Source organism: Actinomadura gamaensis, from assembly GCF_042652125.1.
Lineage (GTDB): Bacteria > Actinomycetota > Actinomycetes > Streptosporangiales > Streptosporangiaceae > Spirillospora > Spirillospora gamaensis.
Genome location: NZ_JBHSIT010000008.1, coordinates 120,314 through 146,295, shown reverse-complemented (window position 1 = coordinate 146,295; position 25,982 = coordinate 120,314). Strand labels below are relative to the sequence as shown.

Sequence of the window (25,982 nt, the reverse complement as noted above, 5' to 3'; positions counted from 1 at the left end):
CTACTCCCGGACGGAGACCCCCACGATGAAGATCGCCCACGTCGTCACCGGAGCGGGCCGGGGCATCGGCCGCGCCGTCGTGACCCGCCTGCTCGCCGACCCCGACACCGTGGTGGTGGCGGTGGAGCGCGACGCCGGGACGCTGGACTGGGCCGCGGCCGAACCCCGCGTCCGGACGGTGACCGGCGACGCCGGGGACGCCGCGACCGCCGAGCGCGCCGCCGACCTCGCCGAGGAGTCCGGGACGCTGGCGGGCTGGGTCAACAACGCGGCCGTGTTCCGCGACGCGTCCCCGCACACCGCGTCCGCGCGCGAGCTGATGGACCTGGTCGCGCTGAACCTCGGCATGCCCATGACCGGCTGCACGACCGCGATCCGGCGCTTCCTCGCGGCCGGGACGCCGGGCGCGATCGTCAACGTCACCTCGCACCAGGCGCGGCGGGCCGTTCCCGGCTGCGTCCCGTACGTGACGGCCAAGGCGGCGATCGAGGGCCTGACCCGCGCGCTCGCCGTCGAGTACGGGCCGCGCGGGATCCGGGTCAACGCCGTCGCGCCGGGGTCCGTCCGCACCGAGCGGTACAACGCGTTCCTCGCCGACCTCGGCCCGGAGCGCGCCGCGGACGTCGAGCGGCAGATGGGCGAGCTGCACCCGCTCGGCCGCGTCGCGCTCGCCTCGGAGGTCGCCGCGGCGGTCGTCCACCTGCTGTCGGACGAGGCGTCGTTCATCACCGGGGCGACCGTCCCGGTGGACGGCGGCCGGTCCGTCCTGGCCCACGACCCGGAGGCGCACTAGGGGTCAGGGATTCGGGGTGAGGAACCCCAGCGGCAGGAAGCGCGTCGTGGTCCCGGACGCGATCGAGTCGGCGGCCGAGGGCCCGCAGAGGGCCTGGAGGGCGTGCGCGCCCAGGGCGTTGTCGATCGGGTCCGGGATCGGCACGCCCTGGCCGTCGAGGCGCTGGTATCTGGCCCGGTTCAGCGCGAACGTGAGCTGGCGCGCGCCGTCCTGGCTGGTCAGCGACTGGGTCGCCGCGCCCCACACCAGGCCGTCGTGCCCCCAGAAGCGCCCGCAGGGCAGGTTCACCGCGTAGATCCCGAGGCCGTAGTCGAGGACGGTCTGCCCGGTCGCGTCCTTCACCGGCACGGTCTTCTGCATCTCGGCGAGCGCGTCCTTGCTGGTCAGGCCGCCGGTGAGCAGGTCGCGGTAGAAGTGGTTCAGGTCGTCGGCGGTCGAGACCAGCGAGCCCGCCGTGGACGCCCAGCTCATGTCGTACTCGCTGTAGTCGCGCGGCGGGTCGAGCACGCCGTACAGCGACTCGTACATCTTCGGGTGCGGGCCGTGGATCACCGGGTCGCCGCCCGGGAAGTAGGTGTGCCGCAGCCCGGCGCGGCGGATGACGTTCGCGGTGATGTAGTCCGTCGCGCTCCGGCCGGTGACCTTCTCCAGGAGCAGGCCGAGGATGACGTAGTTGGTGTTGGAGTAGGACCAGTTCTGGCCCGGGTCGCCGGTCGGCTTGGCGGCCAGTCCCCACGCGACCAGTTGCTTCGGGCTCAGCCGCCGGTACCGGTTCGCGTCGAGGCTCGCCGGGGACGGGTCGTCCAACGAGGGGAACGCGGCGGGCACGTAGTCGCCGATGCCGCTGGTGTGGTCGAGCAGCATCCGGACGGTGACCTGCCGTCCGCGCGGGCCGGGCACGAGATCCGGCAGGTAGGCGGCGATCGGGTCGTCCAGCCGGACGCGTCCCCGGTCGACCTGCTGCAGGACGGCCGTGGCGACGAACGTCTTGGTGATGCTGCCGACGCGCTGCCGCATGTCGGCACGGACGGGACGTCCGGTCGCGGTGTCGGCGACGCCGGACGCGCCCTGCCAGGACGCGTCGCCGTCCCGGACCGCCGAGAACAGGCCGGTCATCCCGGCCTGGTGGGTGGCGTCGAGGGTGGCCTGGAGCTTGGCCCCGTCCAGCTCGAATGGCGCCGTCCGGACGTCCGTACCCGCGCCGTCCTGCACCTGGGTCCGCTGGACTTCGGCACTCTGGGCTCCGGCGCTCTGCGCGGCGCCGCTCTGCGCCGGGGCGAGCGGGCTGCCCGGTGCGGCGGGCAGCGGCGCGGTCCAGGGAAGCGGCGGTGTGAGTCCCGCCGGCGTCGCCTGCCGGACGTCTCCCGGGGGGACGGCGGCCGCCGTCCCGGCCGTGACCGCCGCCGTCGCCAGCGCCGCCGCGGCAAGAAGCCGCCGGAGCCGCCTGGTCTCCATCCCGCCACTCCAGTCCCTGAACCGGCCGGGCAGCGCGCCCGGTCGGCGTCCACTCTGGCACCACAACTCAACGCAAGTCCGACATCAAGGCGAACCGGACATGGAGATGTGACGAGACGGTGATCCCCGCGGGTTCATCGTGATCGGCATGAGACCCGTCACGGGAACTTCTAGGCTCGACCTAGAAGTAGGTCAGAGCCATTTTCATGCGAGAATGCGGGCATGAGCCGCACGACGAAAGGCACGTCCGCAAGCACCGGCGAGGACAGGCCGGAAGGATTGCGGGCGCTGAAGAAGCGCCAGACGAGGCAGGCCATTTCCCACGCCGCGACCCGCCTCTTCCTGGCGCGCGGCTTCGACCGGGTCACGATCGCCGAGATCGCCGAGGCGGCGCAGGTCGCGAAGATGACCGTCACGAACTACTTCCCGCGCAAGGAGGACCTGGCCCTCGACGTCCACGCCGAGTTCGTGGCCTGGCTCGCCGGGACCGTCCGGGACCGGGACGCCGGCGAGTCGGCCCTGACCGCCCTCCGCCGCGCCTACCTGGACGCCGTGGACCGCCGCGAGGCGGTGATCGGCTTCAGCGGCGAGCCGTTCGCCCGGATGCTCCTCGGCAGCCCGACGCTCGTCGCCCGGATCCGCGAGCTGCACGAGGAACGCGAGCGCGCCCTCGCCGAAGCCCTCGCCGAGGACACCGGCGAGAGCGCGGACGCCCTGACTCCCCGGCTCGCGGCGTCCCAGTTCGGAGGCGTCCACCGGGTGCTGTTCGACGAGGCCCTGCGCCGGACCGTGGACGGCGAGACCCACGACGAGATCGCCACGGCGCTCATCGAGGCCGCCGGGGTCGCCTTCGGGCTCCTGGAACCCTCGCTGGGGAATTACGCCATAAGGGCAGACCAGTAAACCTGGCCCCAGTTGTCGCGGGGACGGCCTAACCTTTACGCCGGGTTTGTAGGTGAGGGGGGTCTTGCGTGGCGCTGCCGGAGCATCTGGAGCTGCTGGTCACCGATGAGCCGGTCTGCGACTACTGGGCTCACGGTCCCTGGCGGGTGCCGGACGGGCTGTTCGCCGAGATCCGCGAGCGGGTCGAGACGCTGGTCAACGACCCGCGCTGCAAGGACCTCACCACCGACGACCTGGAGCTGCTGAAGGCGCCCGCACCGCTCGTCCTCGGCGACCTCGTCCTCGCCCTGGAGTTCCTCGGCGGCGGTTCGGCGGTGTGCACCGGATCACACTCCCGCCTCCAGTACCAGTTCTTCGGCAAGTACCACCGCGAGCCGCGCGACCTCCTGCTGGAGTTCCCGTCGTGGATCGTGACCAGCGGCAACTTCCGTCCGCTGGAATGGCTCGGCGACAGCGGCGACCGGGAGCTCGCGCTGACCCTGGCCCGCGAGTCCCTCGACGTCCTGGCCGGCGTCGAACCGCTGGAGCCGAGGCGGCGGGCGCTGGCCGAGCTGCTCGCCGACCCGCCGCCCGCGCTCGACATCACCGACCACCTCGTCGATCAGCGGCAGGCCTGGATGGACCACGCCGGCGACGACGTGATCGCCGCGCTGCCCGAGCTCGCCGGGCCGATCGGCTACCTGGAGTGGATCTGCGCCGGGCTCGCCCCGGTGCACGAGCACCTGCGGGCCGCCGCGCCGCGCGAGGAGACCGTCCAGGACCTGTACGTCCACCTGCTCCTCCAGGGCGGGCTGCGGGAGGTCCCGGCCGAGCTGTCCGCCGTCCTCGGCGAGGACGGCTACGGCGAGCTGCTCGAACGGTTCGCCCACGTCCGGGACGCCGGGTTCGAGGCGGGCGAGTGGAGCGAGGGCGTGCGGGCGTGGCTCGCGCGGGCGCTCGGCGCGGGCGAGGCCGACGCCTGCCGGGGCTGGCTCGACATGGCCGTCCGGTTCACCGGATCCGTGCAGGGGCTGCCCGCCGACTGCGACATCCCCGACCCCCAGTCGATCCCCGTCAGCCAGTTCCAGTACGACCTGCGGCGGCTGTTCCGGCCGCGCCGCCGGGTCGTGAACCCGCTCGCCGCGTCCGTCGGGAAGGGCACGCCACGCTCGCGCCGCCCGCGCCCGGGCGGCGAGGTCGGCGCCGGACTGGTCGGGCAGGACGACGTCGTCGCCGCGCTCGCCCGCATCGCCGAGGGGGACGCGCCCGTCCGGCTGATGCTGGTCGGCCCGGACGGCACCGGCAAGCGGGACGCCGCGCAGGAGGTCGCCCGGCTGCTGCTCGACCGCGGGGTCACCGCGTCCCCGCTGTGGCTCGCCGACGACTTCTTCGCGGGCAAGGAGGTCTCGGCCGCCACCACCCATCTCTACAACGACGCGCGCGAGTCCGCCGGTTCCCGGCTCATGGTGATCGACGGCCTGGACGACATGTCCCGCGACCCGCGCAGCGGCGAGGCCATCGTCGAGGAGCTGCACCGCGCCCTCGACGTCCACGACGACCTGCACGTCGTCGCCCTGTGCGAGCCCGGAGGCGACGAGCGGATCCGCGAGGTGAACCCGGCGCTGTCGCTGCGGTTCGAGATCGTCCACACCCGCCCGTTCACGCCCGAGGCGTTCGCCGAGCTGTTCTCCCGCGCCCTCGCCGCGCGCGGCGCCCGCGCCCACAAGCGCGCCCTCACCGCCGCCGGGGACCTGCTCGCCCGCACCCCGGCCGTCCGGAACCTGCGCAACGCCCGGCTCGCCCAGCGGCTCGCCGACGTCGTCGTCGCCGACGTCCGCGCGCGGACCGCGCCCGGCGAGGAGCTGGTCGTCAAGCGCGCCGACGTCCCGGCCCGGTTCGACGCCGCCGGAACCGCGTCCGACCCGTACGCCGAGCTCGCCTCCCTCGTCGGCCTCGGACCGGTGAAGCAGGAGATCGAGCTGCTCGTCGCCGGGGCCAACGCCGCCCGGCTGCGCCGCGACGCCGGGCTGCCCGCCGCCGCGCCGTCCCGGCACATGCTGTTCACCGGCAACCCCGGCACCGGCAAGACCGAGGTCGCGCGGCTGCTCGCCCGGCTCTACAAGGACCTCGGCGTCCTCTCCTCCGGCCACCTCGTCGAGGTCTCCCGCGCCCAGCTCGTCGGCCAGTACCTCGGCGAGACCGCCGTGAAGACCCGCGAGGTCGTCCGGCGGGCGATCGGCGGCGTGCTGTTCATCGACGAGGCCTACTCGCTCGCCCAGTCCGACCTCGCCGAGGACTACGGGCCCGAGGCCGTCGCCGAGCTGGTCAAGATGATGGAGGACCACCGCGACGACCTCGTCGTGATCGCGGCGGGCTACGAGCGCGAGATGCAGCGGTTCGTCGCGTCCGACCCGGGCCTGTCCTCGCGGTTCCCGGTGACCGTCCGGTTCCCCGACTTCACCGACGCCGAACTCGTCGAGATCTTCACCCGGATGGCCGCCGCCGCGGGGCTCACCGTGACCGCGGACGCGTCCGCGAAGGTCGCCGACCTCCTGCGCCGCGCCCCGCGCGGACGCTCCTTCGGCAACGCCCGCCTGATGCGCAACCTGTGCGAGCGCGCCCAGTCCCTCCAGGCCCGCCGCGTCACCGCGCTGAAGCGCCCGTCCGCCGAGCGCCTCGCCGAACTGCTGCCCGCCGACATCCCCGACTCGCTCACCGGCGCGTCCCGCACCGTCGCCGCCGCCGACCCGCTCGCCGCCCTCGACGCGCTCGTCGGCCTCCGCGACGTCAAGACCGAGGTCCACCGCCTGGTCGCCGAGGCCCGCAGCGCCGAGCTCCGCCGCACCGCCGGCCTCCCCGCCGCCTCCCCCACCCGCCACATGGTCTTCACCGGCGGCCCCGGCACCGCCAAGACCACCGTCGCCCGCCTCGTCGCCGCCGTCCACGCCGACCTCGGCCTGCTCTCCTCCGGCCACCTCGTCGAGGTCGGACGCGGCGATCTCGTCGGCGGCTACCTCGGCCAGACCGCCCCCCGCGTCAAGGCCGCCGTCGAGCAGGCCCTCGGCGGCGTCCTGTTCATCGACGAGGCCTACGCCCTCGGTTCCGACGCCTACGGAGCCGAGGCCGTCGCCACCCTCGTCAAGCTCATGGAGGAGTACCGCGGCGACCTGCTGATCATCGTCGCGGGCTACGAGCGCGAGATGACCTCGTTCCTCACCGCCAACCCCGGCCTCGAATCCCGCTTTCCCAAGCGGCTGAAGTTCCCGGACTACACCGACTCCGAGCTCGTCCAGATCTTCGAGCTCCTCGCCGCCGCCGACGGCCTCACCCTCGCGGACGGCGTCCGCGACGCCCTCCGCGCCCTCCTGACGACCGTCCCCCGCGGCCCGTCCTTCGGCAACGGCCGCTTCATCCGCAACCTCCTCGACGCCGCCGTGGCCACCCAGTCCGTCCGCCTCACCACCACCGCCACCCAGGACCCCGCCGTCCTCCGCCCCGAAGACCTCCCCACCACCCTCCCCACCCCCGCCACCGCCCCCGGCCTCTACCTCTGACCGCTCCAGCGCCTCTGGCATCTCCGACTTTTACCGACTTCCTGACTGCTCGGACCCCGGCCGCTAAGGTCTTCCGCGATCTTCTGGACGTCGCGGGAGGCGCCGGATGCAGGCCGGGCGGTCAGTCCGACGTGAGCAGGCAGTCCAGGGAACTCACGGTGACGCTGAAACTGGACGATCCGAACGACCAGAGCGGTCTCAGCGCGCAACGCATGATCGTCCTGCGGAGACAGGACGCGCAGATGCGGTCCGGCCATTACGCGGACGTCACCCCGACCAGGGACAGCCGCCTTGTCAAAGGCCCTTTCAGACCGGTGGACGGGCCGGACGGGCTGGGTGTCGAGGCGTATACCGAGGAGTACCGGATCGTGCAGGGGCCGCCGCTGCCGACGGACACTCAGGTCGTCGAACTGACCGCCGCCTACCGCGACCTGATGGTCATGGTCGCCTACAGGGGCGAGGACGTCGCCGCCGGGAAGCCCGGGGAGCAGAACGTCATCCCGCTGCCCGCCGAGACGGCCCGGGCGGGGGCGCTCGCCGTGGCCCGCGAAGTGATCGCCTCGCTGAACGCGTGCCGGACCTGCCGCCGCTAGCCCTCCCCAAGGTCAGGGGGTGCGGCGGCGGATCTCGTTGATGATTTTCTGCATGTCCTCCTTCTCGGCGGTGGGGCCGGTGAGCTGGACGGCGACGGCGGTGTCGACGGGGCCGCCTTGGCGGGAGGCGAAGACGTGGCTCATGGCGACGCGGACGACCTTCTCGTTCTTGTCGTTGGTGCCGGCCTCCTCGGCGTACTGGGTGGTGGGGTCGGTGGCGTGCCAGTCCTTGGCGGTGATGACCATGGTGTTGCGGGCCGACTCGCGCTGGGCGGGGCCGCAGCCGGACGGGCAGGGCTGGATCGCGACCAGGCCGCCGGCGCTGGTGCCGCCGGTCGGCGGGAAGCCCTTGCCCTCGTGGGCGCAGATCCAGCGGTCGGAGAACGGGGGCTTGTCGCTGCGCATGCAGCCCCATTCGTCCGGGACGTTGAAGTTGAAGGGGAAGCCGTTCAGCTTCATGAAGTAGAGCTTGTCGCCGCTGCCGAAGGTGGGGCCCGCGACGTGGGCCCTGTCGTCGGTGGCGGTGAGTTTGGGGACGTCCGAGGTCGTCGGGGACGCGGCCGGGGTGTCGGAAGGGGTGTCGGACGAGGGCGCGGTCGGGACCGGCGGGGCGGGCGAGGCCGCCGTGGTCGAGGCGCCGTCGTCGCCGGTGAGCAGGAAGTAGGCGACGCCGCCGAGGGCGAGGATGACGGCCGCGACGGCGACGAGCGGGATGACCACCGGCAGGCGGGACGGGCCGGGCGGCGGCGGAGCCGAGACCGGCAGGGGGTTGTGCGGCTCGGGCGACCAGTGCGGGGCGAAGCCGGGCACGTGCGCCGGGCTCGGGGCGGACGCCGACAGCGCGGTGGTGTCGAGGACGCCGAGGATCTCCTGCACCGCGCCTCCGGAGTAGGGCACGGCCACCCAGATCGGCGGGACGGCCGTGGCGGAGGCGACGATCTCCCGGTTCTCGGCCAGCGCGCCGACGGCGGAGGCGAACCGGGCGCGGACGCCCGGATCGGCGGCCGCGGTCGGGTAGGGGACGCCGACGACGACCCTGTTGCGGCGGTGGTCCTCGCCGAGGAAGACGGTGCCCGCGCCGTGCGAGCTGAGGCGGCCGAGCAGGGTCAGGCCGCCCATCAGCCTCGGGTCGGCGATGCGCAGCGGTTCCGGATCAGGCTCCACGGCTCTCCCTTCGGTTCGCATGCTCCGTCCGGCCCGATGAAGTTAGCGGTGCGAAAGTTTTTTTGGGAAGCGGCCGCTCGGCTGGAATACCCGGATGGATCTTGCGGTTGCAACTATCACGCGTACAAGATCCCGCACGGCGGGTGACCCCTCTTCGATCCGAAGGAGATCACCGTGCAGAGCAGTATTCCGAAGCCTCGTCACGACGAGAACAAGACCGTGCGGACCCGCTCGCTCCGGGCGCTCGCGGTGGCGGCCCGGCTGGAACGCCACCACGCCCCCGAGGCGCCGCCGGGCTCCCAGGTGGGCCGCGGTGCGCACCGGCCCGTCCAGCGGGCCACCGAGAACGCCTGAAACCGCAGGTTCCGTCGAGGCCCTCGCGCGAGATTTCGCGCGGGGGCCTCACCTCTACGTGGGACAAACTAGGATTTTCTGACCAGCCCACGGGAACGCATGCGACGGGAGCGAGCCGAGTGACGGACAGGACGATGCCCGACGCCCATCCGCTGCGCGCCGGGGATCCCAGCGATCTCGGCGCGTACCAGGTGCTCGGACGGCTCGGCGAGGGCGGCCAGGGCTCGGTCTTCCTCGGCCGGAGCCGGACCGAACCGGCCGAGCTGGTCGCGATCAAGCTGCTGCACACCGGGCTGGCCGGGGACGAGGCGGCACGCGCCCGGTTCGTCCGGGAGCTGGAGGTCGCCAAGCGGGTCGCCCGGTTCTGCACCGCGCAGGTGCTCGACGCGGACGTGGCCGGCGACCGCCCGTACATCGTCAGCGAGTACGTGCCGGGGCTGTCGCTGCACCGGCTCGTCCTGGAGGACGGCCCGCGCGCCGCCGGCGCTCTGGAACGTCTCGCGATCGGCACCCTGACCGCCCTTCTGGCCATCCACCAGGCCGGTATCGTCCACCGCGACTTCAAGCCGCACAACGTGATGATGGGGCCGGACGGCCCGCGCGTGATCGACTTCGGCGTCGCGCGCGCCCTCGGCGCGGCGGGCGAGACGCAGAACGTCGGCACCCCGGCGTACATGTCGCCGGAGCACTTCACCGGCGGCGAGGTCGGACCCGCCGCCGACATGTTCGCCTGGGGCACCACGATGGCCTTCGCCGCCAACGGCCGCCCCGCCTTCGGCAACGACGAGATGGCCGGTGTGATGCACCGGATCCTGACCGGGGAGCCCGACCTCGGCGACCTGCCCGACCCCCTCCGCTCGATCGTGCTGGCCTGCCTGGACAAGGACCCGGCCCGCCGCCCCGGCGCCCGGGAGGCGCAGGAACGCCTGGTCGGCGCGGCGACCGGCATCACCCCGGTGCCCACGCCGGCCCCCGCCGTGTGGCCGGCCCCCGAGGACGTGACGACCCCCGGCAACCATCCTGCCGCCCCGCACGACCTCGGCAACTCCGGCGCGTCACCTGTGGATAACAGCAACGCCAACGGAGTTTCGCCGTTCGGCGCCGCCACGCCGCCCCCCGGCGGCCTCGGGAACGCGTCCAACCCAGGCCATCCCGCTAACGGGCAGTGGCCAGTCGCTCATGGCGTCCCAGGGAACGCAGCCGCTCAAAGCTTCCCGGGGAACGCAGCCGCTCCGGGCGTCCCAGGGAACTCTGACGGACGCACGAATCCGAACGTCCCGCCTGGCGGAGGCTGGAACGGCGGCCCCAACGGTGGCCCGCCGAACCGGAACGACGGCAAGGACGGCAAGGGACGACGCAAGCTCCTCGTCCCCATCGCCGCCGCAGCGGCAGTGCTCACCGTGGTGGCGGGCGGAGCGGTATGGGCGGCGACCCGTTCCGGGGGCGACGGCGACAAGAACAAGACGGTCGCTCAGGGCGACGGTGCGAACGGTAACAACCCCACAGCCGGTCCCGGTGGAGGCTCCGCCAACAACCTGGGTGGCAAGACGTCGTCGCCTAGCGGAAAGCCCAGTGCGAAGCCGTCCTCTGGCAATCCGACGAAGGAGAGCTCACCGAAGCCCGGATCCGACGGTGACGGGAAGCCCGGCTCATCGCCGGGCGGCGGCGGGGGCAACTCGCCTTCCGGGCAGGAACCGCCGAACAAGTTCACGCCGCAGCAGGCCTGCGACTCGGGCGGGCATGGCGGCGGGTACTACGTGCAGCGGTCCATGCCCGCTTCGGGTGGGACGGCCTACCTGCTCTACAACAGCTCCGGCTACAACTGCGCCGTCACGATGAAGACCAGTGGAGTAGGCCGTAACACGCCGGTCTCGGTGTGGATCCAGGCCACCGGAGGTTCGCAGGTCGCGGACTCCGGCTCGTTCCAGTGGTACGCAGGCCCGGTGTATGTGAAGGCGCCCAAGAAGTGCGTTCGGTTCGGCGGGAACGGAGCGTCCGCTCCCTGGGGCAACTGCGGCTGAGCCTTCCCTTGCGGGCGCTGAGCCGCTCCCAAAGGGCAACCGTGGCTGGACCACCGTCGCCCCTGGGGGCCGCTCAGCGCGGTCTCAGTTGTCGGACGGTGTGATGAGGTGGTCGAAGTCGCCGTCCTTCGCGCCGAGGATGAGCGCCTCGATCTCCGGACGGGTGTAGATGAGGGCCGGGCCCTCGGGATGGCGTGAGTTTCGCATGGCGACACGGTCGCCGGGCAGTTCCGCGATCTCGACGCAGTTGCCTTGGGAGTTGCTACGGCGCGACTTCAGCCAGCGCGCGCCGCGCAGGTTGGTCGCGGGCATCCCGTTGTACGGATAGGGGACGGCGTGGGGCCGACCGTCACCGGTCGGGAGCGGGGGCTCGTCGGTCGGGAGCATCATGTCTCTCTGAGGAAATCACCGAGAAGCTCGACGGTGTGCTCCGGGGTCGCACTGTCGACGGACAGACGTTCCATGGCCTGGAGGTACGTGTCGACGTCGTCGCGCTTGTCGAGGTACATCGCGCCGGTGAGGCTCTCCACGTACACCACGTCCGGAAGGTCCTGCTCGGGGAACCGGAGGATGGTGAACGCGCCGCCCTCAGCGGCGTGCGCGCCGAACTTGAACGGCATGACCTGGATGGTGACGTTCGGCAGTTTCGACACCTCGATGAGGTGCTCCAGCTGGCCGCGCATCACCTCGGGGCCGCCGATCGGCCGCTTCAGCGCGCTCTCGTCCAGGACGGCCCACAGGCGGGGCGCGTCCGGAGCGGTGAGCCGTTCCTGGCGCTGCAGGCGCAGGCTCACGCGTTGTTCGATCTCGCTTTCGGGTGCGCCCGCGTTGCCCTGCTGGATGATGGCCCGCGCGTAGCCCTCCGACTGCAGAAGCCCCGGAACGAACTGCAGCTCGTAGGTGCGGATGAGCGCCGCCGACTCCTCCAGACCGACATACGTCTGGAACCAGCTCGGCAGGACGTCGGTGTAGCGGTGCCACCAACCGGGCGTGTTCGCGTCCCGGGCGAGCTGCAGCAGAGCCTCGCGCTCGCGCGGGTCGGTCACGCCGTACAGGGTCAGCAGGTCTTCGACGTCGCGTTCCTTGAAGCTGACCCGCCCCAGCTCCAGTCGGCTGATCTTGGACTCGGACGCGCGGATGACGTAACCCGCGTCCTGGCGGCTCACGCCCTTCGCCTCGCGCAGGCGACGGAGCTGTGAGCCGAGCAGGATGCGGCGGACCGTCGATCCGGTACCCGGCGTCTCTGGAGCCACGCCCAACCTCCCGGCCGTTCTGGCGGACAGCGAACCTAGTGTGCCATCGCCCGGCGGGATCCGCCGGGGGGCGCGGGGATCATGATCCCCTTTCGACTGTTGACCTTGGAATCCGTCTCCCGGGTACCTCCGATCCGGTCTGCCGCGCGGTGTACTGGAGCGTGCAGACGTCAGATGCACGTGCATCGGCCGATGCATTTGGCTCTTGCATTCGCACGCTACGATGCGCAGGATAACGCACGAGACTTCCGAGCCATGGCTGCACAACGAGATCACTCTGCGGGGTCCCGGGAATGACGTCACGCCACGCGCACGACGACACGCGCTGGAGGGTCGAGTCCGCCGCGCGCGCAGCGTCCTCAGCGCCGTCCGCCATGCCAGCCTCCACCGTGCCGCCCGCCGGGTTCCCCGGCGGGCCCGCGACAGGCGTCCCGGAGGCCGCAGACCTCCCGCCCCACCTCGACCACGCGCTGCGCGACCTGGTGCTGCCGTGCGGCGCCACGGTGTCCTTCACGGTCCTGCCCGACCCGGAGTCGGTCACCGCGGCCCGGCACTTCACCCTCACCCGCCTCGACGAGTGGGGGCTCGCGCCGCTCGGCGACGACGTCGGCCTCGTCGTCTCGGAACTGGTCACCAACGCGCTGCGGCACAGCGGCGGCACCAGCTCCTGGTGGACGAGCCCGGACGGGCACCGCGGCGACGTCCACGAGTTCGGGGACGCCTCCGACCCGCTCTGCTCGGCGCCCACCGCCATCCGGCTCCGCCTCCTGCACCGCGCGGACTGGCTGCTGTGCGGAATCTTCGACGCCAGCTCCGACGGCCCGCGCCGTAAGGAGCCCGACTACATCGCCGAAACGGGCAGGGGACTCCACCTCGTGGAGTCGTTCAGCTCCCGCTGGGGCTGGTCGTCCCTCCCGTTCGGCAAGGTCGTCTGGGCGATGTTCCAGACCGCCTGACTTTGCCCGGGGGATAACCGGCCGCGCCCCGGGTATGGACAACCACCCATCCGGAGCGCTGACAGGGAGTACTCGTGGAATTCGCCGTCGAGCACAGGGCCGTGCGGGAACTCACCGTCGTGAAGATCAGCGGCGAGATCGACGTGTTCACCAGCCCGCGCCTGCGCGAGATGCTGCTCGACATCATCGACAACGGCGGCCTGCACCTGGTGGTCGACCTCGGCGAGGTCACCTTCCTCGACTCCACCGGGCTCGGCGTCCTGGTCGGCATCTACCACCGCCTGCGCGCGCGGGACGGCTCCATGTCGTTCATGGGCGTCAACGACCGCGTCCGCCGCGTCTTCCACGTCACCCAGCTCACCAAGATCTTCGTCCTGCACCAGGACCTGGACGAGGCCCTGGCCGCCTACGACGCCGCCGCGTCGTCCCAGGAGTCCCGCTCCACTCCGTGAGCACTTCCGGTGGCCTGACGACTCCCGTCCGGTCGCTCCGTTCGGCCACTCTCGTCGGTCGCTCCTACGCGACGGCGGCCGACCGACCAGTCCGGCTAGGCGTGAGGTGAAGCCCCAGCCGGTACGGTGAATCAGGGGATCAAGACCGCTGCCGGGCGGGCGGCGACGCTTTCCCCGGAACCGATCCACCGACCGGACTGGAGCGCTTCGTGGCCGAACAGCCGCTGCACGAGCACACGCTCGGCAATGGCCTGCGGGTGGTGGTCTGTGAGGACCATGTCGTACCGCTGGCCGCCGTCAACATCTGGTACGGCGTGGGCTCGCGGCACGAGCGCGCGGGCCGCACGGGCCTGGCCCACCTCTTCGAGCACCTGATGTTCCAGGGCTCGGGCAACGTCGCCGAAGGCGAGCACGCCGCGCTGCTGGAAGCAGCCGGGGCGTCCTTCAACGCGAGCACGTCCTTCGAGCGCACCAACTACTACGAGACCGTCCCGGTCAGCCACCTGGAGCTCGCCCTGTGGCTGGAGGCCGACCGCATGGGGACGCTCCCGGCCGCGCTCACCCAGGCGAACCTCGACAACCAGCGCGACGTCGTCAAGAACGAGCGCCGCCAGCGTTACGACAACCAGCCCTACGGGACGGCCTTCGAGCGCTTGTGCCGCCTGACGTTCCCGGAGGGGCACCCGTACGCGCACACGCCGATCGGGTCCATGGAGGACCTGGACGCCACCACGCTGGACGACTGCAAGGACTTCTTCGCCACCTGGTACGCGCCGCACAACGCGGTGCTGTCCGTCGTCGGCGACGTCGACCCCGAGGAGACGCTGAGAGCCGTCGAGAAGTACTTCGGGGGCATCCCGGCGGGTCCGGCCACCCCCGCGGCGCGTCCGGGCGATCTGGGCCCGCTCAGCGGCGTCACGGGGGAGCCCGTGGACGAGGACGTGCCGTCCCCCGCGTACTTCGCGATGTTCACGCTCCCGACGGACGGCGGCGACGACATCGAGGCCGCCGAGATGGCCGCCGAGGTGCTCGGCGGCGGGTCCGGATCGCGCCTGTACGACCGGATGGTCCGGCGTGACCAGATCGCCACCGAGGTGTGGGCGGGCGTCACGCGGCTCGCGAACGGGCCGTCCCTCGCGCTGGTCGAGGCGGTCGGACCGGACCCGGAGAAGATCTCCGCGGTGCTGGACGAGGAGCTCGCCCGGTTCGCGGCCGAGGGCCCGACCGACGACGAGACCGCGCGCGCGACCGCGCAGGCCGAACGCGGCTTCCTGGAGCGCACCGAGACCGTCACCGGGCTCGCCAACGCGCTCTCCCAGAACGCCACCCAGTTCGGCGACCCGTCCAGGGTCTTCACCGCGCCCGCGCGCGCGGCCGCCGTCACCGGCGACCAGATCAAGCAGATGGCGGGCCGCTGGCTGGCGCCGGGCGCCCGCACCGCGCTCACCTACGGAGGTGCGTCCAAGTGACTGAGGTGAGGCTCGCCGAGCGCCCCGTCCCCGGCCCGTTCCCGGCCTGGGAGTTCCCGGCCGCGACGTCCGGGCGGGTGCCGTCCGGCCCCGGCACGCTGCGCTGCGAACTGCCCGGCCGCCGCCTGGCCGCCGTCCGGCTCGTCCTCGACGCGGGCGCGGGACGCGACGCCGCGGGACAGGACGGCGTGGCCACGCTGACCGCACGCGCGCTTCTGGAAGGCACCGAGGCCGGTGGCGGGACGGCCCTGACGAACGCGTTCGAGCGCCTTGGGGCGTCCCTGTACGCGTCGGCCGACCTGACGGCCCTGCGCATCGCTCTCGACGCTCCCGTCACGCGTCTCGCGCCCGCGCTGGAGCTCCTCGGGGCAGTCCTGCGTGGACCCGCGCTCGCCGACTCCGACGTCCGTCGCCTGGTGAACGAGCGGCTGGAGGAGATCTCGCAGGACGACGCCGACCCCGGCTCACGCGCGGCGCGCGAACTGCGCGCGGTGCTCTTCCCCGCGGAGGCGCGCGCGTCACGGCCGACCGGTGGTTCGCGCGCGTCGGTCGAGGGGCTGACGGGCGAGGCGGTGCGCTCGTTCTTCGGTTCGATCGTCCCCGCCGAGGGCACGGCCGTCGTCGCCGGCGACATCGCGGGCACCGACGTGGACGCCACGCTCGCCGAGGCCCTGTCCGGCTGGACGTCGTCCGGGCCGGGGCTCGCCACGGCCGACACGATCGCGCCCGTGAACGAGCCGCGCATCGTCATCGTGGACCGTCCGGGTTCCGTGCAGACGTACCTCAACATCAGCCACAGCGTCCCGGACCGGACCGATCCGGACTGGCCGCTGCTGTCGGTCGCCGCGCACGTCCTCGGCGGCGGCCTCACGTCCCGGCTGAACGCCGTGCTGCGCGAGGAGAAGGGCTACACCTACGGCGTCCGCACGGGAATCCTGCGGATGCCGTACTGCGGCGTCTTCGTCACGCAGGGCTCGGTGCACACCGAGGTCACCGGCGACGCCGTCGCGGACGCCCTGACCCAGCTGCGCTCGATCGGCGAGCGCGGCGTCGAGGCGGACGAGGCCACCGCCGCGATCAGCGCGCTGGCCGACCGCGCGCCCGGCGAGTACGAGACGTCCCGCGCGGTCGCCGCCGAACTCGCCGACGCGTCCGCGAGCGGCCTGGGCGCGGACTACACGTCCCGCTACCTGGCCGCCGTCCGGGCCGCGACGCCGGAGTCGATCGCGCGCGCGTACACGGGCCACGTCGACACCGAGCGCCTGACCGTCATCGCGGTCGGCGACGCGTCGCAGATCCGGGAACCCCTGGAGAAGCTCGGTTACGCGAGCGTGAGCGTGACTTCGAAGTAGTTATCCACAGCCCCGGCGGCCGTTGGGCCGCCGGGGCGTGCCGGGCGTAGTGTGCCGCTTGTCGATGACGAGAGGAGATCGTCCAGTGGGATACGGGGGACCGGCGGTGGACACCGTCCTGGCCGAGCCGCGCTGCGCGCCCGGCGGGGTCGCGGCGGGCCACGTCCACCTGCGCGGCGGGGCCGCACCCACCGACATCCGGCACGTCACGATCGCGCTCATGCCCCGCATGCGCGACCCGCACGGCCGCGACGTCGCGGGCCCCGAGGTCTACCGCGGCGCGCTCACCCGCTCGTTCACGCTCGGCCCCGGCGAGGAGCGGGCGCTCCCGTTCTCCATCCCGCTGCCCTACGAGCTGCCGTTCACCACCGTCCTCGGCCGCGAGCTGCCCGGCTTCACCCTCGGCCTGTGCACCGAGGTCGACGTCCGCGGCGGCCCCGACCCGGGCGACGTCGACCCGATCTCCGTCGAGCCGCTCCGCTCCCAGCAGTGGGTGCTCGCGGCCGCCGCGCGCATGGGCTTCACCATCACCACGGTCGCCTTCGAGACCTCCGAGGTGCCGGGGCTGTCCCAGCGGCTCCCGTTCCACCAGGAGATCCTGCTCAACCCGCCGCCGCAGTTCCAGCGACTCGACGGCGTCGGGCTCACCTTCATCGCCAGCCCCACCACGATGGGGTTCAAGCTCCGCGCCCTCGGCCGCTCCGGCCCCTACGACGACGAGTCGTTCGGCGCGTTCATCGTCGAGCACCCCGAATCCGCCGAGACCGACTGGACAGCCCGCCTCACCGAGTGGCTCGAATCCGCCGTCCTGCTGCCGCCGTCCCTGGATTACACCCCCGGCCCGCCGGGCGCGCGGATGCCTGGCCCCGCGGCCCCTCCCGGCCTCCCACCCGGCTTCGCGCCCGCCGCCCACGGCATGCCCCCCGCAGGCCCGCCTGGCGTGAGCGGCCCCGGCGTGGGCGGCCCCGGCGCGCCTGGCTTCGGCCCCGGAGGGCCGGGCGGCCCTGGCGGTCCCGGCGTTCCTAACGGCCCGGGCGTTCCCGGTGGGCCGGCTTTCGGCCCGGGTCCGGGAGCACCCGGCGTACCGCCGCACCCGATCGGCCAGGGGTCGCCGTCGGGTCCTCCGGGCGCGGGCATGCCGGCGCCCCCGTTCGGCTCGCCTCCCATGCAGCCCGGCCCGGGTATGCCCCATGGCGCACCCGGCCTTCCCCCGGCCGGTCCGGGAGGCCCCGGAGCATCCGGATACGCGGGGCAACCGTCCCCGAACGCCATGGGCCCCGCCGGACCGCCCGGCCCGAACGCCCCCATGCCGTCCGGCCCAGGACCCCAGGGAGCCCCGTTCCCCGGCGCGGCACCTCACGGCGCATCCTTCCCGGGCCCTGGCCCCCAAGGCCCGCCACCCGGAGGACTTTCCCACCCCGGCGCGTCTGCGCCCGGTCCGGCCGCTGGTCCTCCTGGCTCCGGCATGCCCCCGTATCCGCCCCTCGCCGCACCACCTGTCGGCGGAGGGGCGCCACCAGCCCCCTACCAGGGGCCTCCTCCAGGTGCGCCGCTTCCGCCGCCACCAGGCGCGGCCCCGATGCCTCCGCCTCCCGCGCCCGCGATGCATCCGGGACCGCCCCCGGCCGCGCCGTTCCCACCACCCATGTACGGCCCGCCGATGTACCACCACGGCGGCCACCCGCACTACCACCACCACCCGGGCGCGGACGTGGCGGCGGCCGGCGCGATCATCGCGGGCGGCATCGTCGCCGAAGCAGCCGTCCACGCCGCGAGTCACGCCGTGGTGGACGGCGCGGACGCCTTCCTCGACATCCTCGACCTCTTCGGCTGACCCACGCGCCCCCACCCCGCTGGGAGCAACGCGGCCGCCGAGCGGCCACGGCGAGCAGGCACGGCGAGCAGGCGCGGCGGATGGGCACGGCGGACGGCGCGCAAGCGGGCAGGGCAAGAAAAGGGCGCGGCAAGCGAGCGCGGCGGGTGCGCACGGCGGGTGCGCACGGCGGGTGCGCACGGCGGGTGCGCACGGCGGGTGGGGGCGGCGGGTGTGCGCGGCAGACGAGGACGGGCGGCGATGGTCGGGCTGGTGCCGTCCGAGGATGAGCAATGGCAGTGGAGGCGTCCGGACAACTGAACAGGGGCCTTAGCTACCGGCTGCTGCCGCGGTGGTCTTGGGACACGGATGGCGGGGGTCGGTGGCTGTGGTTCCGTTGCGCGAGCGGTTCCGGGACGTGGACGAGCGGAAGGGGGACGTCAGGGATTCAGCGCATATTCGGTGTAGCGGCCTTCGGGAACGAAGCCGAGACGGCGGTAGACGGGCTCGCCGTCAGCGGAGGCTTGGAGCACGGCGGTTCGATAACCGTGGTCGCGGGCGAGGTGGAGGGTGGCCAGGGTGATGGCGCCGCCGTAGCCGCGGCGGCGTTCGGATTCCAGCGTCGAGATGTTGTAGATGCCCGCGACGTCCGCGCAGAGAAAGACCTCCGCGGAGCTGACCGGGCGGCCGTCCCGGTAGCCGACCAGGTACCGGGCGGGGCTGTCGGGGGCGAGGGCGCCGTGTGCGGCGCGGGCGTAGAACTGCTGGACGGTGGTCGCGGGCGGATCCCAGTTGGCGGCCAGGACGCGGGCGTAGTCGGCCAGCCGATCGGGCGTCCTCACCTCGCGGATGTCCAGGTCGAGGGCGGGTTGGGGCGGCAAGGGCGCGGTCAGGTCTCGCCACATCCCCGTCTCGGTCTCGGACGGCGCGAGACCGGCGGCGGCGAGGCGGGCCGTGAGGTCGGCGGGCTCGGACGCGGGCCCCACCCACCACGAGAAGTGTCGGCCCGTCGCGGCGACCTCGCTGATGATCTCCGCGATGCGCCGTCCTGCGGTCTCGGGGGTGAAGCGCGCGGCGGCGACGATGTTGAAGGTGTCGTCGTCCAGGCCGCTATCGGCGATCAGAAGGTCGCCGGAGTCGGTGACGGACGCCTGCGGGACGTGCCGGTGCAGATGGCGAGCGTGCTCGGCCAGGTTCCGTTCCATCCTCGCCGCGAGGCCGTCCCGCCGGTCATCCGGCCCGTCCAGCCGGGAGGCGGTCACGTCGCACCGAGGCGCACCAGTGTCATCCGCCACCGATGCGGTCGGGACCTCCCCGCCGGCACCAAGATCGTCCTGCCGGAAGACAGGCGTGACGCGTCGGCGGGTACCGGGGTCGTCCGTCCCGGAGGCGGTTGGAGTGCGCCCAGGGGCGTATCGAGACTGTCCTGCCGGGCGGTGGCCGGGGCGGATCGGCGAGTTTCGGGGTCGTCCGGACGAGGGCCGTTCATGGCGATCAGTACATCAGCGAAGGGGGGGACGGACCGGATCCGAGGGTTCGGCGTGTCCGAACCGGGTAGCGGGCACCGGAACAGATCGGGAAATGAGCGTGTGAATCGGACGAGTTGCGGCGCGGCAGAGGTCAGTCGGGCCGTGGGTGGTTAGGGTCGAGTGCGGTGCCCGCCCCCGAGGGAGCTGTATGACCACCACTGTGATCCTGGTGCTGCTGTGCCTGGCGATCGCCGGGCGTGAACTGTATCTGGCGTCCGACAAACGGCTCCCCCGCGCCCAGGCGGAGTTGCGCGAACTGCGCGACCGCGTGGCCGACCTCACCCGGCGGCAGGAGTCGCTTCGCGCCGATATGGATCGCTCCGTCCAGTCCGCGTCGCCGGAACCGCGGCCCGCCGTCGTCTCGGGCGACGGACCGTCCCACGAACTGGCCGGGCACCTCGACGCGCTCACCGACCGGGTGGACCGCGTCGAGAAGGAGCTCGGCACGCTGTCCGGGCGGTTCGCCGAGCTGGAGCTCGACCGCGAGGCGCAGCGCGCCCTCGCCCGCTCGCTGGACGCCGTCGAACAGGACGTCCGGGGGCTCCATCAGGAGATGCTCGACCGGCTGGCGTCCGAGAAGGGCGTGGTCGCGGGACTGGTGCTGAGCGAGGAGGGCGAGGCCGAGGCCCTGCTCACCGAGGCGTTCGAGCGGTGCGCCGCCGAATACGGACTGCGCGTGCGCATCCGCGACGAACGCGTCGCGCAGGCCGCCGAGGGCGGTTTCTCGGGAACGTCCTACTACCTGTCCGGACGACGCCCGGAAGCGCTCGCGGAGGAGCTGTTCGCGTACGCCCGCGGTCTGTACGACCCGCAGGACCCGTCCGGCCTGACGGCGCTGCTCACCGAACTCGCCCACCTGCGTGGCGGCGGGCTCGTCCGCTACGGCTCCTTCACGGCCGTGCGAACGCTGGACGCCCTGCTGTGCGGCCTTCTCCCAGAGGACGCCGACTCGTCCGCCGAGACTTCGGACGAACCGCGGGACCTCGCCGCCCGCATCCGCGAGCTTCCCGACGACCAGCAGTGCGACCTGACCTGGCTCCGCACCGACGACTGACCGCCGGGGATCCCACTCCGACCTCCTGCAAGCGTCCCGCCGACGCGTCGGAACGGACCACCAGCCCCAGCGTTGTGCGCCCACCCGGTCGCGTCCTGCCCAGCGGCGGTGCGCCGCCCCTTCACCCTCTTACTGCTGACACGTCAGCAGGCGACGCTCATCGCGATCCGCAGTTCACTGCGTTGCCGCAACTGAACTGGCCCGGCCCCGGGCGGCGTCCCCGAGTGCCACCCAGGGGTGAGTGGCTTCGGGCGAGCCGGGATGATCCGGCGGATCGTCCCGGCTGCTGGCGGTTGGGGTGACTTCAGTGCGGGCGGGGGTCGAGGCGGGTTAGGGGCGGACGAAGCAGGGGGTTGTGGCTTCCTTGCGGTCGATGCGGAAGGCCAGGAGGCAGCGGGGTGCGCCGCGGTCGTCCAGGGCTAGGCACAGGCCGAGGCCCAGCCGCGGATCGACCAGGACGACCCGGCGGAGGGAACGCAAGGTGCGGCGGGCTCGGGGCCAGGTTTCGGGACGGCGCGGGTCGCGGAGGGTGTCGGCGATGACGCGCGAGGCGTAGCGCCAGAGGGCCGGGGCGTCCAGGACGCGGACTCCGGCGGCGGTGAGATCGGCGACGATCACGACGCCTGTGTCGTCTTCGTCGTCCTTTGTCCGGCCTCGGTTGTGTTCGTCGGGGTGGTCGAAGGGCGTGTCGAACGTCGTCGGGCCGGAGTCGAAGGACGATGCGCCGCCGAGCAGGTCGGACGCGGACGATGGTGAATCGCCGAACGGGTCGGCTCCGAAGTCGTCGTAGGGCTCGTCCAAACGATCGTGCGGCGCGCTGGGGCCGCTGACCGGACGGTGGTAGCGGAGCGGATCGACGGTGTCCACGACCAGCGCGTTCGCGTATGGCCGGGACGCGCGCGCACGAGGGCGGGCCGGCTGCTTGGGCGTGGCATGGAGGTGGGCGCTGAGATCGACCTCCAGACCGTTCGGGCCCATCCACGCGGGAACGCCGAGGCGGGTTATGGCTCCGCGTTCGTCCAGCGGGGCGATCTCGCGCCAGATCTCGTCCGCGGTGGTGGCGAGGGTCGCGGCGACGCCGTGGCCCGGGAAGGCCCCTTCAAGGACGACGAGGAGCGCTTGCCAGGTGGGTCCGCCTACGAAGTCGCCGACGAACTCGTCGACGAGGGCCCGGCGGGCTCGCGGGTCCAGCCGGGACATGTCGGACGAGCCGGGCGAAGGCGCCTTGGCGCGCGGCTCTCGTCCAGGGTGGGACGGGCTGCTGGGGACGCGGTCGCGCGCGGTGACGTCCGGCCTCGTCCTGGACGGCTCCGTGCCGCTCGGACGGTCGTCGAGAGCTTCCGGTCGACGGCTCGGCCAGTCGGAAGCCGTGAGAGGGCTTTCGGGAAGGTCGCTTGGAGGCTGGTCCGAGAGGCCGTTCGCCTCGGCGAGGTTGCGGTGTGCTCCCGGCTGTCCCTCGGGGCGCCCGGCGGCAGGCTCGGGTGAACGGTGGCGGCCTCCGCTCTGGGACGGCGTCCACACATCTGTCTCAGATACCGGGACGGCCGACCCTGCCGGGGGCGCGTCGGTACCGAACGAAGGCGGATTCGCCGCCGCGCGGGACGGCGAATCCTTGGGCGGAGATGCCGCTTCCTCTACAACGCCAGGTCGCTCGTTGGCTACGGGACGTTCGCTGAAGCGGACGTCATCGGCGGACGGCTCGGCGTGCGCGCGCGGGGAGGCGGCCTCGGCGTCGCTGGGATCGCTAGCCGGAACGGCCGGAGTCTCTGGGACGTGCTGCTGCGTGTCCGGGGGCAGGTCTTCCGCATGGGCGGCTCTCGCCGTAGCCGATGTCCGGTCGGCGTCCGGAGTGGGCGCCTTGCCAGGGGCCGATGGCGCGTCGCGGCGAGTCGCAGATGGTCCGGTGACGCCGGGCTTGCGTACGGTCATCCAAAGTTCGTCGTCTTGGTTCTGGGTGTCCGGCGAGGGGGGCGAGGCGCTTTGCCGGGAGGCTTGCGTTTCCGCAGGAGACGGGGTGGCGTTGGTCGCGCCTGGATGGTTGCCTTCGCTGGCGTCTTCGTGGACATCCGAAGGTGAGAGGGCGCGTCGGGGGGACGACGGGGTTGCGTCGTCCGGCCTTGGTACGCGCTCCCAGGGCTCGCCAGCATCGCTGCCCGCTGGGGGCCGGAAGTCCGGTTGGACGGGTATCTCCGCATGTGTCTGGGGCGCGGGATCGGCATCGTCCTTGGGCGGTGGATCTTGCGGAGTGGTGGACGGGCTTGCGCTGTCTGAGTTGCGCACGCTGGTCCAGGGCTCGTCCGTGGGGACGGGCGACGGCTCGGCTGACGGGTCGAGGTCGGCGCGTCCGGCGTGGCGCTCGGCTGGAGTCCCCGCGGCGGGATGCGGATTGTCCTGGGCGGTCGCTGGATTGGCCGTGATCGGCGTCCAGTCGGGCGGCGGAGGCGACGGCGGAGGCATCTTCACGTTCGCTTGTTCCGCGGGCGAGCTCGCAGGATCGGTTCCCCACGTTGCCTCAGTGGGAGGCGGCGCGGGAGGGGTTATCGGCTGTTCGGCGGCGGGGCGGCGGGGTGCGCCGCCTGCGACTCGGACGTCCCCCGGGTGGGGCACCTGCGCCGGTGGGACGGGGCGCGGGTGCCGGGGCACGGGCGGGTCGGCGCGCGGAGGCCGGACGGGCTCGTGATCGCCGGGCTCGTCGGAGGGCGGGCCGGAATGGTCGCGTGGGCCGAATCTCACGTCCACGATCCTGTGCAGAGAACAAGATCGTCGGCAAGCTCTGCGCTGATCATCTTCTCCTCGCTCGGACGGCGGCCACGCGTGGTGGCGGCACAGGTTCAGGACGGACCGAAAAGCGCGGCACAGAGATGTTCGAGACGGTCGGGCCCGTCGTCGGCGGCGAGGACGGACAGGACGGCGGGGGGGCCGCCCGCCGGCTCGTCCAGGCGGAGCCGGACGGACACCTCGCGGCGCATGGGCTCGTCGATGCCCTGAGCTGCGGCGACGTCCTGGAGGCCGACGGAGACGACCTCGGGAAGATCGACGAACACGGGCAGCTCGTCCGCGAGGAGCTGCTCGATCCAGAGGTCGAGCAGGCGCCGCGCGAGACCGTTGAGAAGGCGCCCCCACTCCTCGACCAGCGGGGGCGGGACGTTCTCCGTCTGGAGCTCGGGAAGGCCGAAACGCGCCAGGCCGTTCGTCGCGAACCAGAAGCCGTGCGCCCCGCGGTCGTGCGTGAGCAGGATCCAGTCGGTGAGCCGGATCATCCCGTCCGGGCCGGGCAGGGAGCGTTCCAGCCGGTCCCGGCCGAGCACCTCGGGCGTGAAGCCGTCCACGACCGGCATGCTCAGGGCCGTTCCGACCGCCCCGGCGACGGCCCGCGCCGCCCATTCGTGCGCGGGCGGCCAGCCCGGCCGGTACGCGGCGTGGACGGCCAGCAGGTGGGACGCGGCGGACACCGCGCCCAGCTCCGCCCGGGACGCGCCGTACGCGGCGAGCAGGTCCAGCGGGAGCGGCGGGAACTCGCCCGCCGGACGCATGTCGAGGGTCAGCAGCGGACTGGCCAGCATCCCGAGGACGAGATCGCGGAGCGGCGGACGGACGAGCCGGGCGACCTGCGCCCGGGCCAGCTCCCGCGGATCGGCGGGCGGCGCGGCGAGGGCCACGGCATAGGTCGCATGCAGGTTCTCCGGAACCGGCAGCGTCAGACTCTCTCCCAAAGCGCCCACTCCCCGACGACGCCGGCTCGGCGGAGCCCGGCGTCCACCCGACCGACACTACAGATCGGACGCGGAGCGTCTCCGGAAAACGATCTGTCGCAAAAGGGACAATTTCCTACCGACCGTCCCCACCTGTCCCTCAGCGTCTGCGGCGCCCACTCCGCGCCCTCGCGGCTCCAGTCCCCCACCACGCGCCGTCCCCTCAAGGACGCCGCCCAGCACCTCGGCCCTCCCCCATCGACTTCAACTGCGTCGCGCCGACGAGCCGCCCACGCGCCCCGCCGACAGCGAGTGAGCATTCACTCGCGGTGGGTGAGCACTCACTCACCCGTTGAGGTGAGTGTTCATTCACCACACGGAGACCCGAGCGAGCTTCACCGCAAGCATGGGAGCGAGCGAGCCCGACTGCCCGGCCTTGCCGACAGGTCGCGGTCGGTGAGCGTTCACTCACCCTCATGAAGGTCGCCGAAAATCGGTTGCACTCACGTGGCGCGCTCTATACCGTGCGCCGGAAGTGGAACGGGACACTTGGGCGGCAATGTGACTGACGCCACGCAACCTTTTGGACCGTCCCAAGCGTCCTACTTTGTGAGAACGCCACCGACGAGGTGATGGCTCGATCCGGCAAGGCCCGCGACGTCCCGTGACCCGGGGTCGCCCTGGCGAAGCCGATCCGGTTCCATCCCTCCCTCGGCCCACCTCCCAAGCGTGGCCGAGACCCCGCCCGGCGCGAACACTCATCCTTCAGGGAGACGCCGCCCGCGCGCACGAGCCCCTCCGGCTCCTCCGCGCCGGTCGTCGTGAGTACGCGCCGAACCCATCGGGACGGTGGCACGTACGAAAGAAACGGGGGGCGGCACGTCCGCCCGAACTCGACGCGCCGACCGCGCGTCCACCGCCGGCCCACCAGGCCCTCAACCCTCGGGGAGCGACGATGACCGCTGCGACCACGGCTGTCCGCCCAATGGACGACACCTTCCGCCACAACGTCGACCGCTACGAGCGCGACGTGCTTCCGCTCGTCGACCCGCTCTACGCGAGCGCCGTCCGGATGACCCGCAACAGCGCCGACGCCGAGGACCTCGTGCAGGAGACGCTCGCCAAGGCATACGTGAACTTCCACCAGTTCCAGGAGGGCACGAACCTCAAGGCGTGGCTGCACCGCATCCTGACCAACAACTTCATCAACACCTACCGCAAGAAGCAGCGCGAGCCGCAGCGCGCGGGCTCCGAGGAGCTGGAGGAGTGGCAGATCGCCCAGGCCGAGGCGCACTCGGAGGGCTTCCGGTCCGCCGAGTCCGAAGCCCTGGACCGCATCCCCGACCAGCGCGTCGTCACCGCCCTGCGCTCCCTCCCGCAGGACTTCCGGGACGCCGTCTACCTCGCGGACGTCGAGGGCTACGCCTACAAGGAGATCGCGGCCATGATGGGCACCCCCATCGGCACCGTGATGTCCCGCCTGCACCGCGGCCGCAAGCAGCTCCGCGAGGCCCTCGCCGACCACCCCGCGCGCGTCACCCATGAGCTCGCCGCCTGAGCCCTCCCGGCTCCCCCGCCCCCCGAGGGTGCGACCAC

The 25,982-nt window shown here is 72.7% G+C and carries 20 protein-coding genes; 13 read left to right on the top strand and 7 right to left on the bottom strand.

Annotated elements, in window-relative coordinates; all coding sequences use genetic code 11:
- The first annotated feature begins 25 nt into the window (after nucleotides 1–25).
- Entirely contained in the window at nucleotides 26–793 is a 768-nt protein-coding gene (locus ACFPCY_RS26450; RefSeq protein ID WP_378259533.1) for an SDR family NAD(P)-dependent oxidoreductase, read from the top strand.
- Nucleotides 794–796: 3 nt separating this feature from the next.
- Here ACFPCY_RS26450 and ACFPCY_RS26445 read toward each other — a convergent pair whose 3' ends face one another.
- Nucleotides 797–2,248, bottom strand: coding sequence for a serine hydrolase domain-containing protein (locus tag ACFPCY_RS26445; protein WP_378259532.1), 1,452 nt, complete (start codon nucleotides 2,246–2,248; stop codon nucleotides 797–799).
- A 222-nt stretch (nucleotides 2,249–2,470) separates the two neighbouring features.
- Between ACFPCY_RS26445 and ACFPCY_RS26440 the strand changes: the two genes are divergently transcribed.
- The 3 genes from ACFPCY_RS26440 to ACFPCY_RS26430 all read left to right on the top strand — a co-directional run bounded on the left by ACFPCY_RS26440 (nucleotide 2,471) and on the right by ACFPCY_RS26430 (nucleotide 7,277).
- Nucleotides 2,471–3,151 carry a TetR family transcriptional regulator gene (locus ACFPCY_RS26440; protein WP_378259531.1) on the top strand — a complete coding sequence of 227 codons (681 nt, stop codon included), beginning with the start codon at nucleotides 2,471–2,473 and terminating at the stop codon, nucleotides 3,149–3,151.
- Nucleotides 3,152–3,219: 68 nt separating this feature from the next.
- Complete coding sequence (locus ACFPCY_RS26435) at nucleotides 3,220–6,684, top strand: AAA family ATPase (RefSeq protein WP_378259530.1); 3,465 nt, start codon at nucleotides 3,220–3,222, stop codon at nucleotides 6,682–6,684.
- Between the two features lie 158 nt (nucleotides 6,685–6,842).
- Nucleotides 6,843–7,277, top strand: coding sequence for a hypothetical protein (locus tag ACFPCY_RS26430; protein WP_378259529.1), 435 nt, complete (start codon nucleotides 6,843–6,845; stop codon nucleotides 7,275–7,277).
- 12 nt (nucleotides 7,278–7,289) lie between these two features.
- On the opposite strand, the gene ACFPCY_RS26425 is transcribed toward ACFPCY_RS26430, so the two are convergent.
- Nucleotides 7,290–8,441 (bottom strand): flagellar basal body-associated FliL family protein, encoded by a 1,152-nt coding sequence (locus tag ACFPCY_RS26425; protein WP_378259528.1) that lies wholly within the window; start codon nucleotides 8,439–8,441, stop codon nucleotides 7,290–7,292.
- A gap of 174 nt (nucleotides 8,442–8,615) precedes the next feature.
- Here ACFPCY_RS26425 and ACFPCY_RS26420 point away from each other — a divergent pair, with 174 nt between their 5' ends.
- Together ACFPCY_RS26420 and ACFPCY_RS26415 are read left to right on the top strand one after the other, a co-directional pair.
- Nucleotides 8,616–8,795: a hypothetical protein gene (locus ACFPCY_RS26420; RefSeq protein ID WP_378259527.1), complete on the top strand. Its 180-nt coding sequence runs from the start codon at nucleotides 8,616–8,618 to the stop codon at nucleotides 8,793–8,795.
- A 119-nt stretch (nucleotides 8,796–8,914) separates the two neighbouring features.
- Complete coding sequence (locus ACFPCY_RS26415) at nucleotides 8,915–10,816, top strand: serine/threonine protein kinase (protein ID WP_378259526.1); 1,902 nt, start codon at nucleotides 8,915–8,917, stop codon at nucleotides 10,814–10,816.
- 84 nt (nucleotides 10,817–10,900) lie between these two features.
- On the opposite strand, the gene ACFPCY_RS26410 is transcribed toward ACFPCY_RS26415, so the two are convergent.
- Complete coding sequence (locus ACFPCY_RS26410; protein ID WP_465251238.1) at nucleotides 10,901–11,128, bottom strand: DUF397 domain-containing protein; 228 nt, start codon at nucleotides 11,126–11,128, stop codon at nucleotides 10,901–10,903.
- A 74-nt stretch (nucleotides 11,129–11,202) separates the two neighbouring features.
- Entirely contained in the window at nucleotides 11,203–12,024 is an 822-nt protein-coding gene (locus tag ACFPCY_RS26405) for a helix-turn-helix domain-containing protein (protein ID WP_378259884.1), read from the bottom strand.
- A 419-nt stretch (nucleotides 12,025–12,443) separates the two neighbouring features.
- On the opposite strand from ACFPCY_RS26405, the gene ACFPCY_RS26400 reads away from it, so the two are divergent.
- The 5 genes from ACFPCY_RS26400 (at nucleotide 12,444) to ACFPCY_RS26380 (ending at nucleotide 18,132) form a co-directional block, all read left to right on the top strand.
- The gene (locus ACFPCY_RS26400; RefSeq protein WP_378259524.1) at nucleotides 12,444–13,025 is read left to right on the top strand and encodes an ATP-binding protein; all 582 of its coding nucleotides are present in this window, start codon (nucleotides 12,444–12,446) and stop codon (nucleotides 13,023–13,025) included.
- A 74-nt stretch (nucleotides 13,026–13,099) separates the two neighbouring features.
- Nucleotides 13,100–13,477: an STAS domain-containing protein gene (locus tag ACFPCY_RS26395; protein WP_378259523.1), complete on the top strand. Its 378-nt coding sequence runs from the start codon at nucleotides 13,100–13,102 to the stop codon at nucleotides 13,475–13,477.
- Between the two features lie 209 nt (nucleotides 13,478–13,686).
- Entirely contained in the window at nucleotides 13,687–14,946 is a 1,260-nt protein-coding gene (locus tag ACFPCY_RS26390) for a M16 family metallopeptidase (RefSeq protein ID WP_378259522.1), read from the top strand.
- Nucleotides 14,943–16,298, top strand: coding sequence for a M16 family metallopeptidase (locus tag ACFPCY_RS26385; RefSeq protein WP_378259521.1), 1,356 nt, complete (start codon nucleotides 14,943–14,945; stop codon nucleotides 16,296–16,298). The genes ACFPCY_RS26390 and ACFPCY_RS26385 overlap by 4 nt, the downstream gene beginning before the upstream one ends.
- A gap of 85 nt (nucleotides 16,299–16,383) precedes the next feature.
- Nucleotides 16,384–18,132 (top strand): sporulation protein, encoded by a 1,749-nt coding sequence (locus ACFPCY_RS26380; protein ID WP_378259520.1) that lies wholly within the window; start codon nucleotides 16,384–16,386, stop codon nucleotides 18,130–18,132.
- A gap of 419 nt (nucleotides 18,133–18,551) precedes the next feature.
- On the opposite strand, the gene ACFPCY_RS26375 is transcribed toward ACFPCY_RS26380, so the two are convergent.
- Complete coding sequence (locus ACFPCY_RS26375) at nucleotides 18,552–19,373, bottom strand: GNAT family N-acetyltransferase (RefSeq protein ID WP_378259519.1); 822 nt, start codon at nucleotides 19,371–19,373, stop codon at nucleotides 18,552–18,554.
- 415 nt (nucleotides 19,374–19,788) lie between these two features.
- Here ACFPCY_RS26375 and ACFPCY_RS26370 point away from each other — a divergent pair, with 415 nt between their 5' ends.
- On the top strand, nucleotides 19,789–20,694 hold the full coding sequence (locus ACFPCY_RS26370) for a hypothetical protein (RefSeq protein ID WP_378259518.1): 906 nt from the start codon (nucleotides 19,789–19,791) through the stop codon (nucleotides 20,692–20,694).
- Nucleotides 20,695–21,024: 330 nt separating this feature from the next.
- On the opposite strand, the gene ACFPCY_RS26365 is transcribed toward ACFPCY_RS26370, so the two are convergent.
- On the bottom strand, nucleotides 21,025–21,894 hold the full coding sequence (locus ACFPCY_RS26365) for a hypothetical protein (protein WP_378259517.1): 870 nt from the start codon (nucleotides 21,892–21,894) through the stop codon (nucleotides 21,025–21,027).
- Between the two features lie 1,631 nt (nucleotides 21,895–23,525).
- Nucleotides 23,526–24,407, bottom strand: coding sequence for a hypothetical protein (locus ACFPCY_RS26360; protein WP_378259516.1), 882 nt, complete (start codon nucleotides 24,405–24,407; stop codon nucleotides 23,526–23,528).
- A gap of 934 nt (nucleotides 24,408–25,341) precedes the next feature.
- Here ACFPCY_RS26360 and ACFPCY_RS26355 point away from each other — a divergent pair.
- On the top strand, nucleotides 25,342–25,944 hold the full coding sequence (locus ACFPCY_RS26355) for a sigma-70 family RNA polymerase sigma factor (RefSeq protein WP_378259515.1): 603 nt from the start codon (nucleotides 25,342–25,344) through the stop codon (nucleotides 25,942–25,944).
- Nucleotides 25,945–25,982 lie beyond the last annotated feature (38 nt).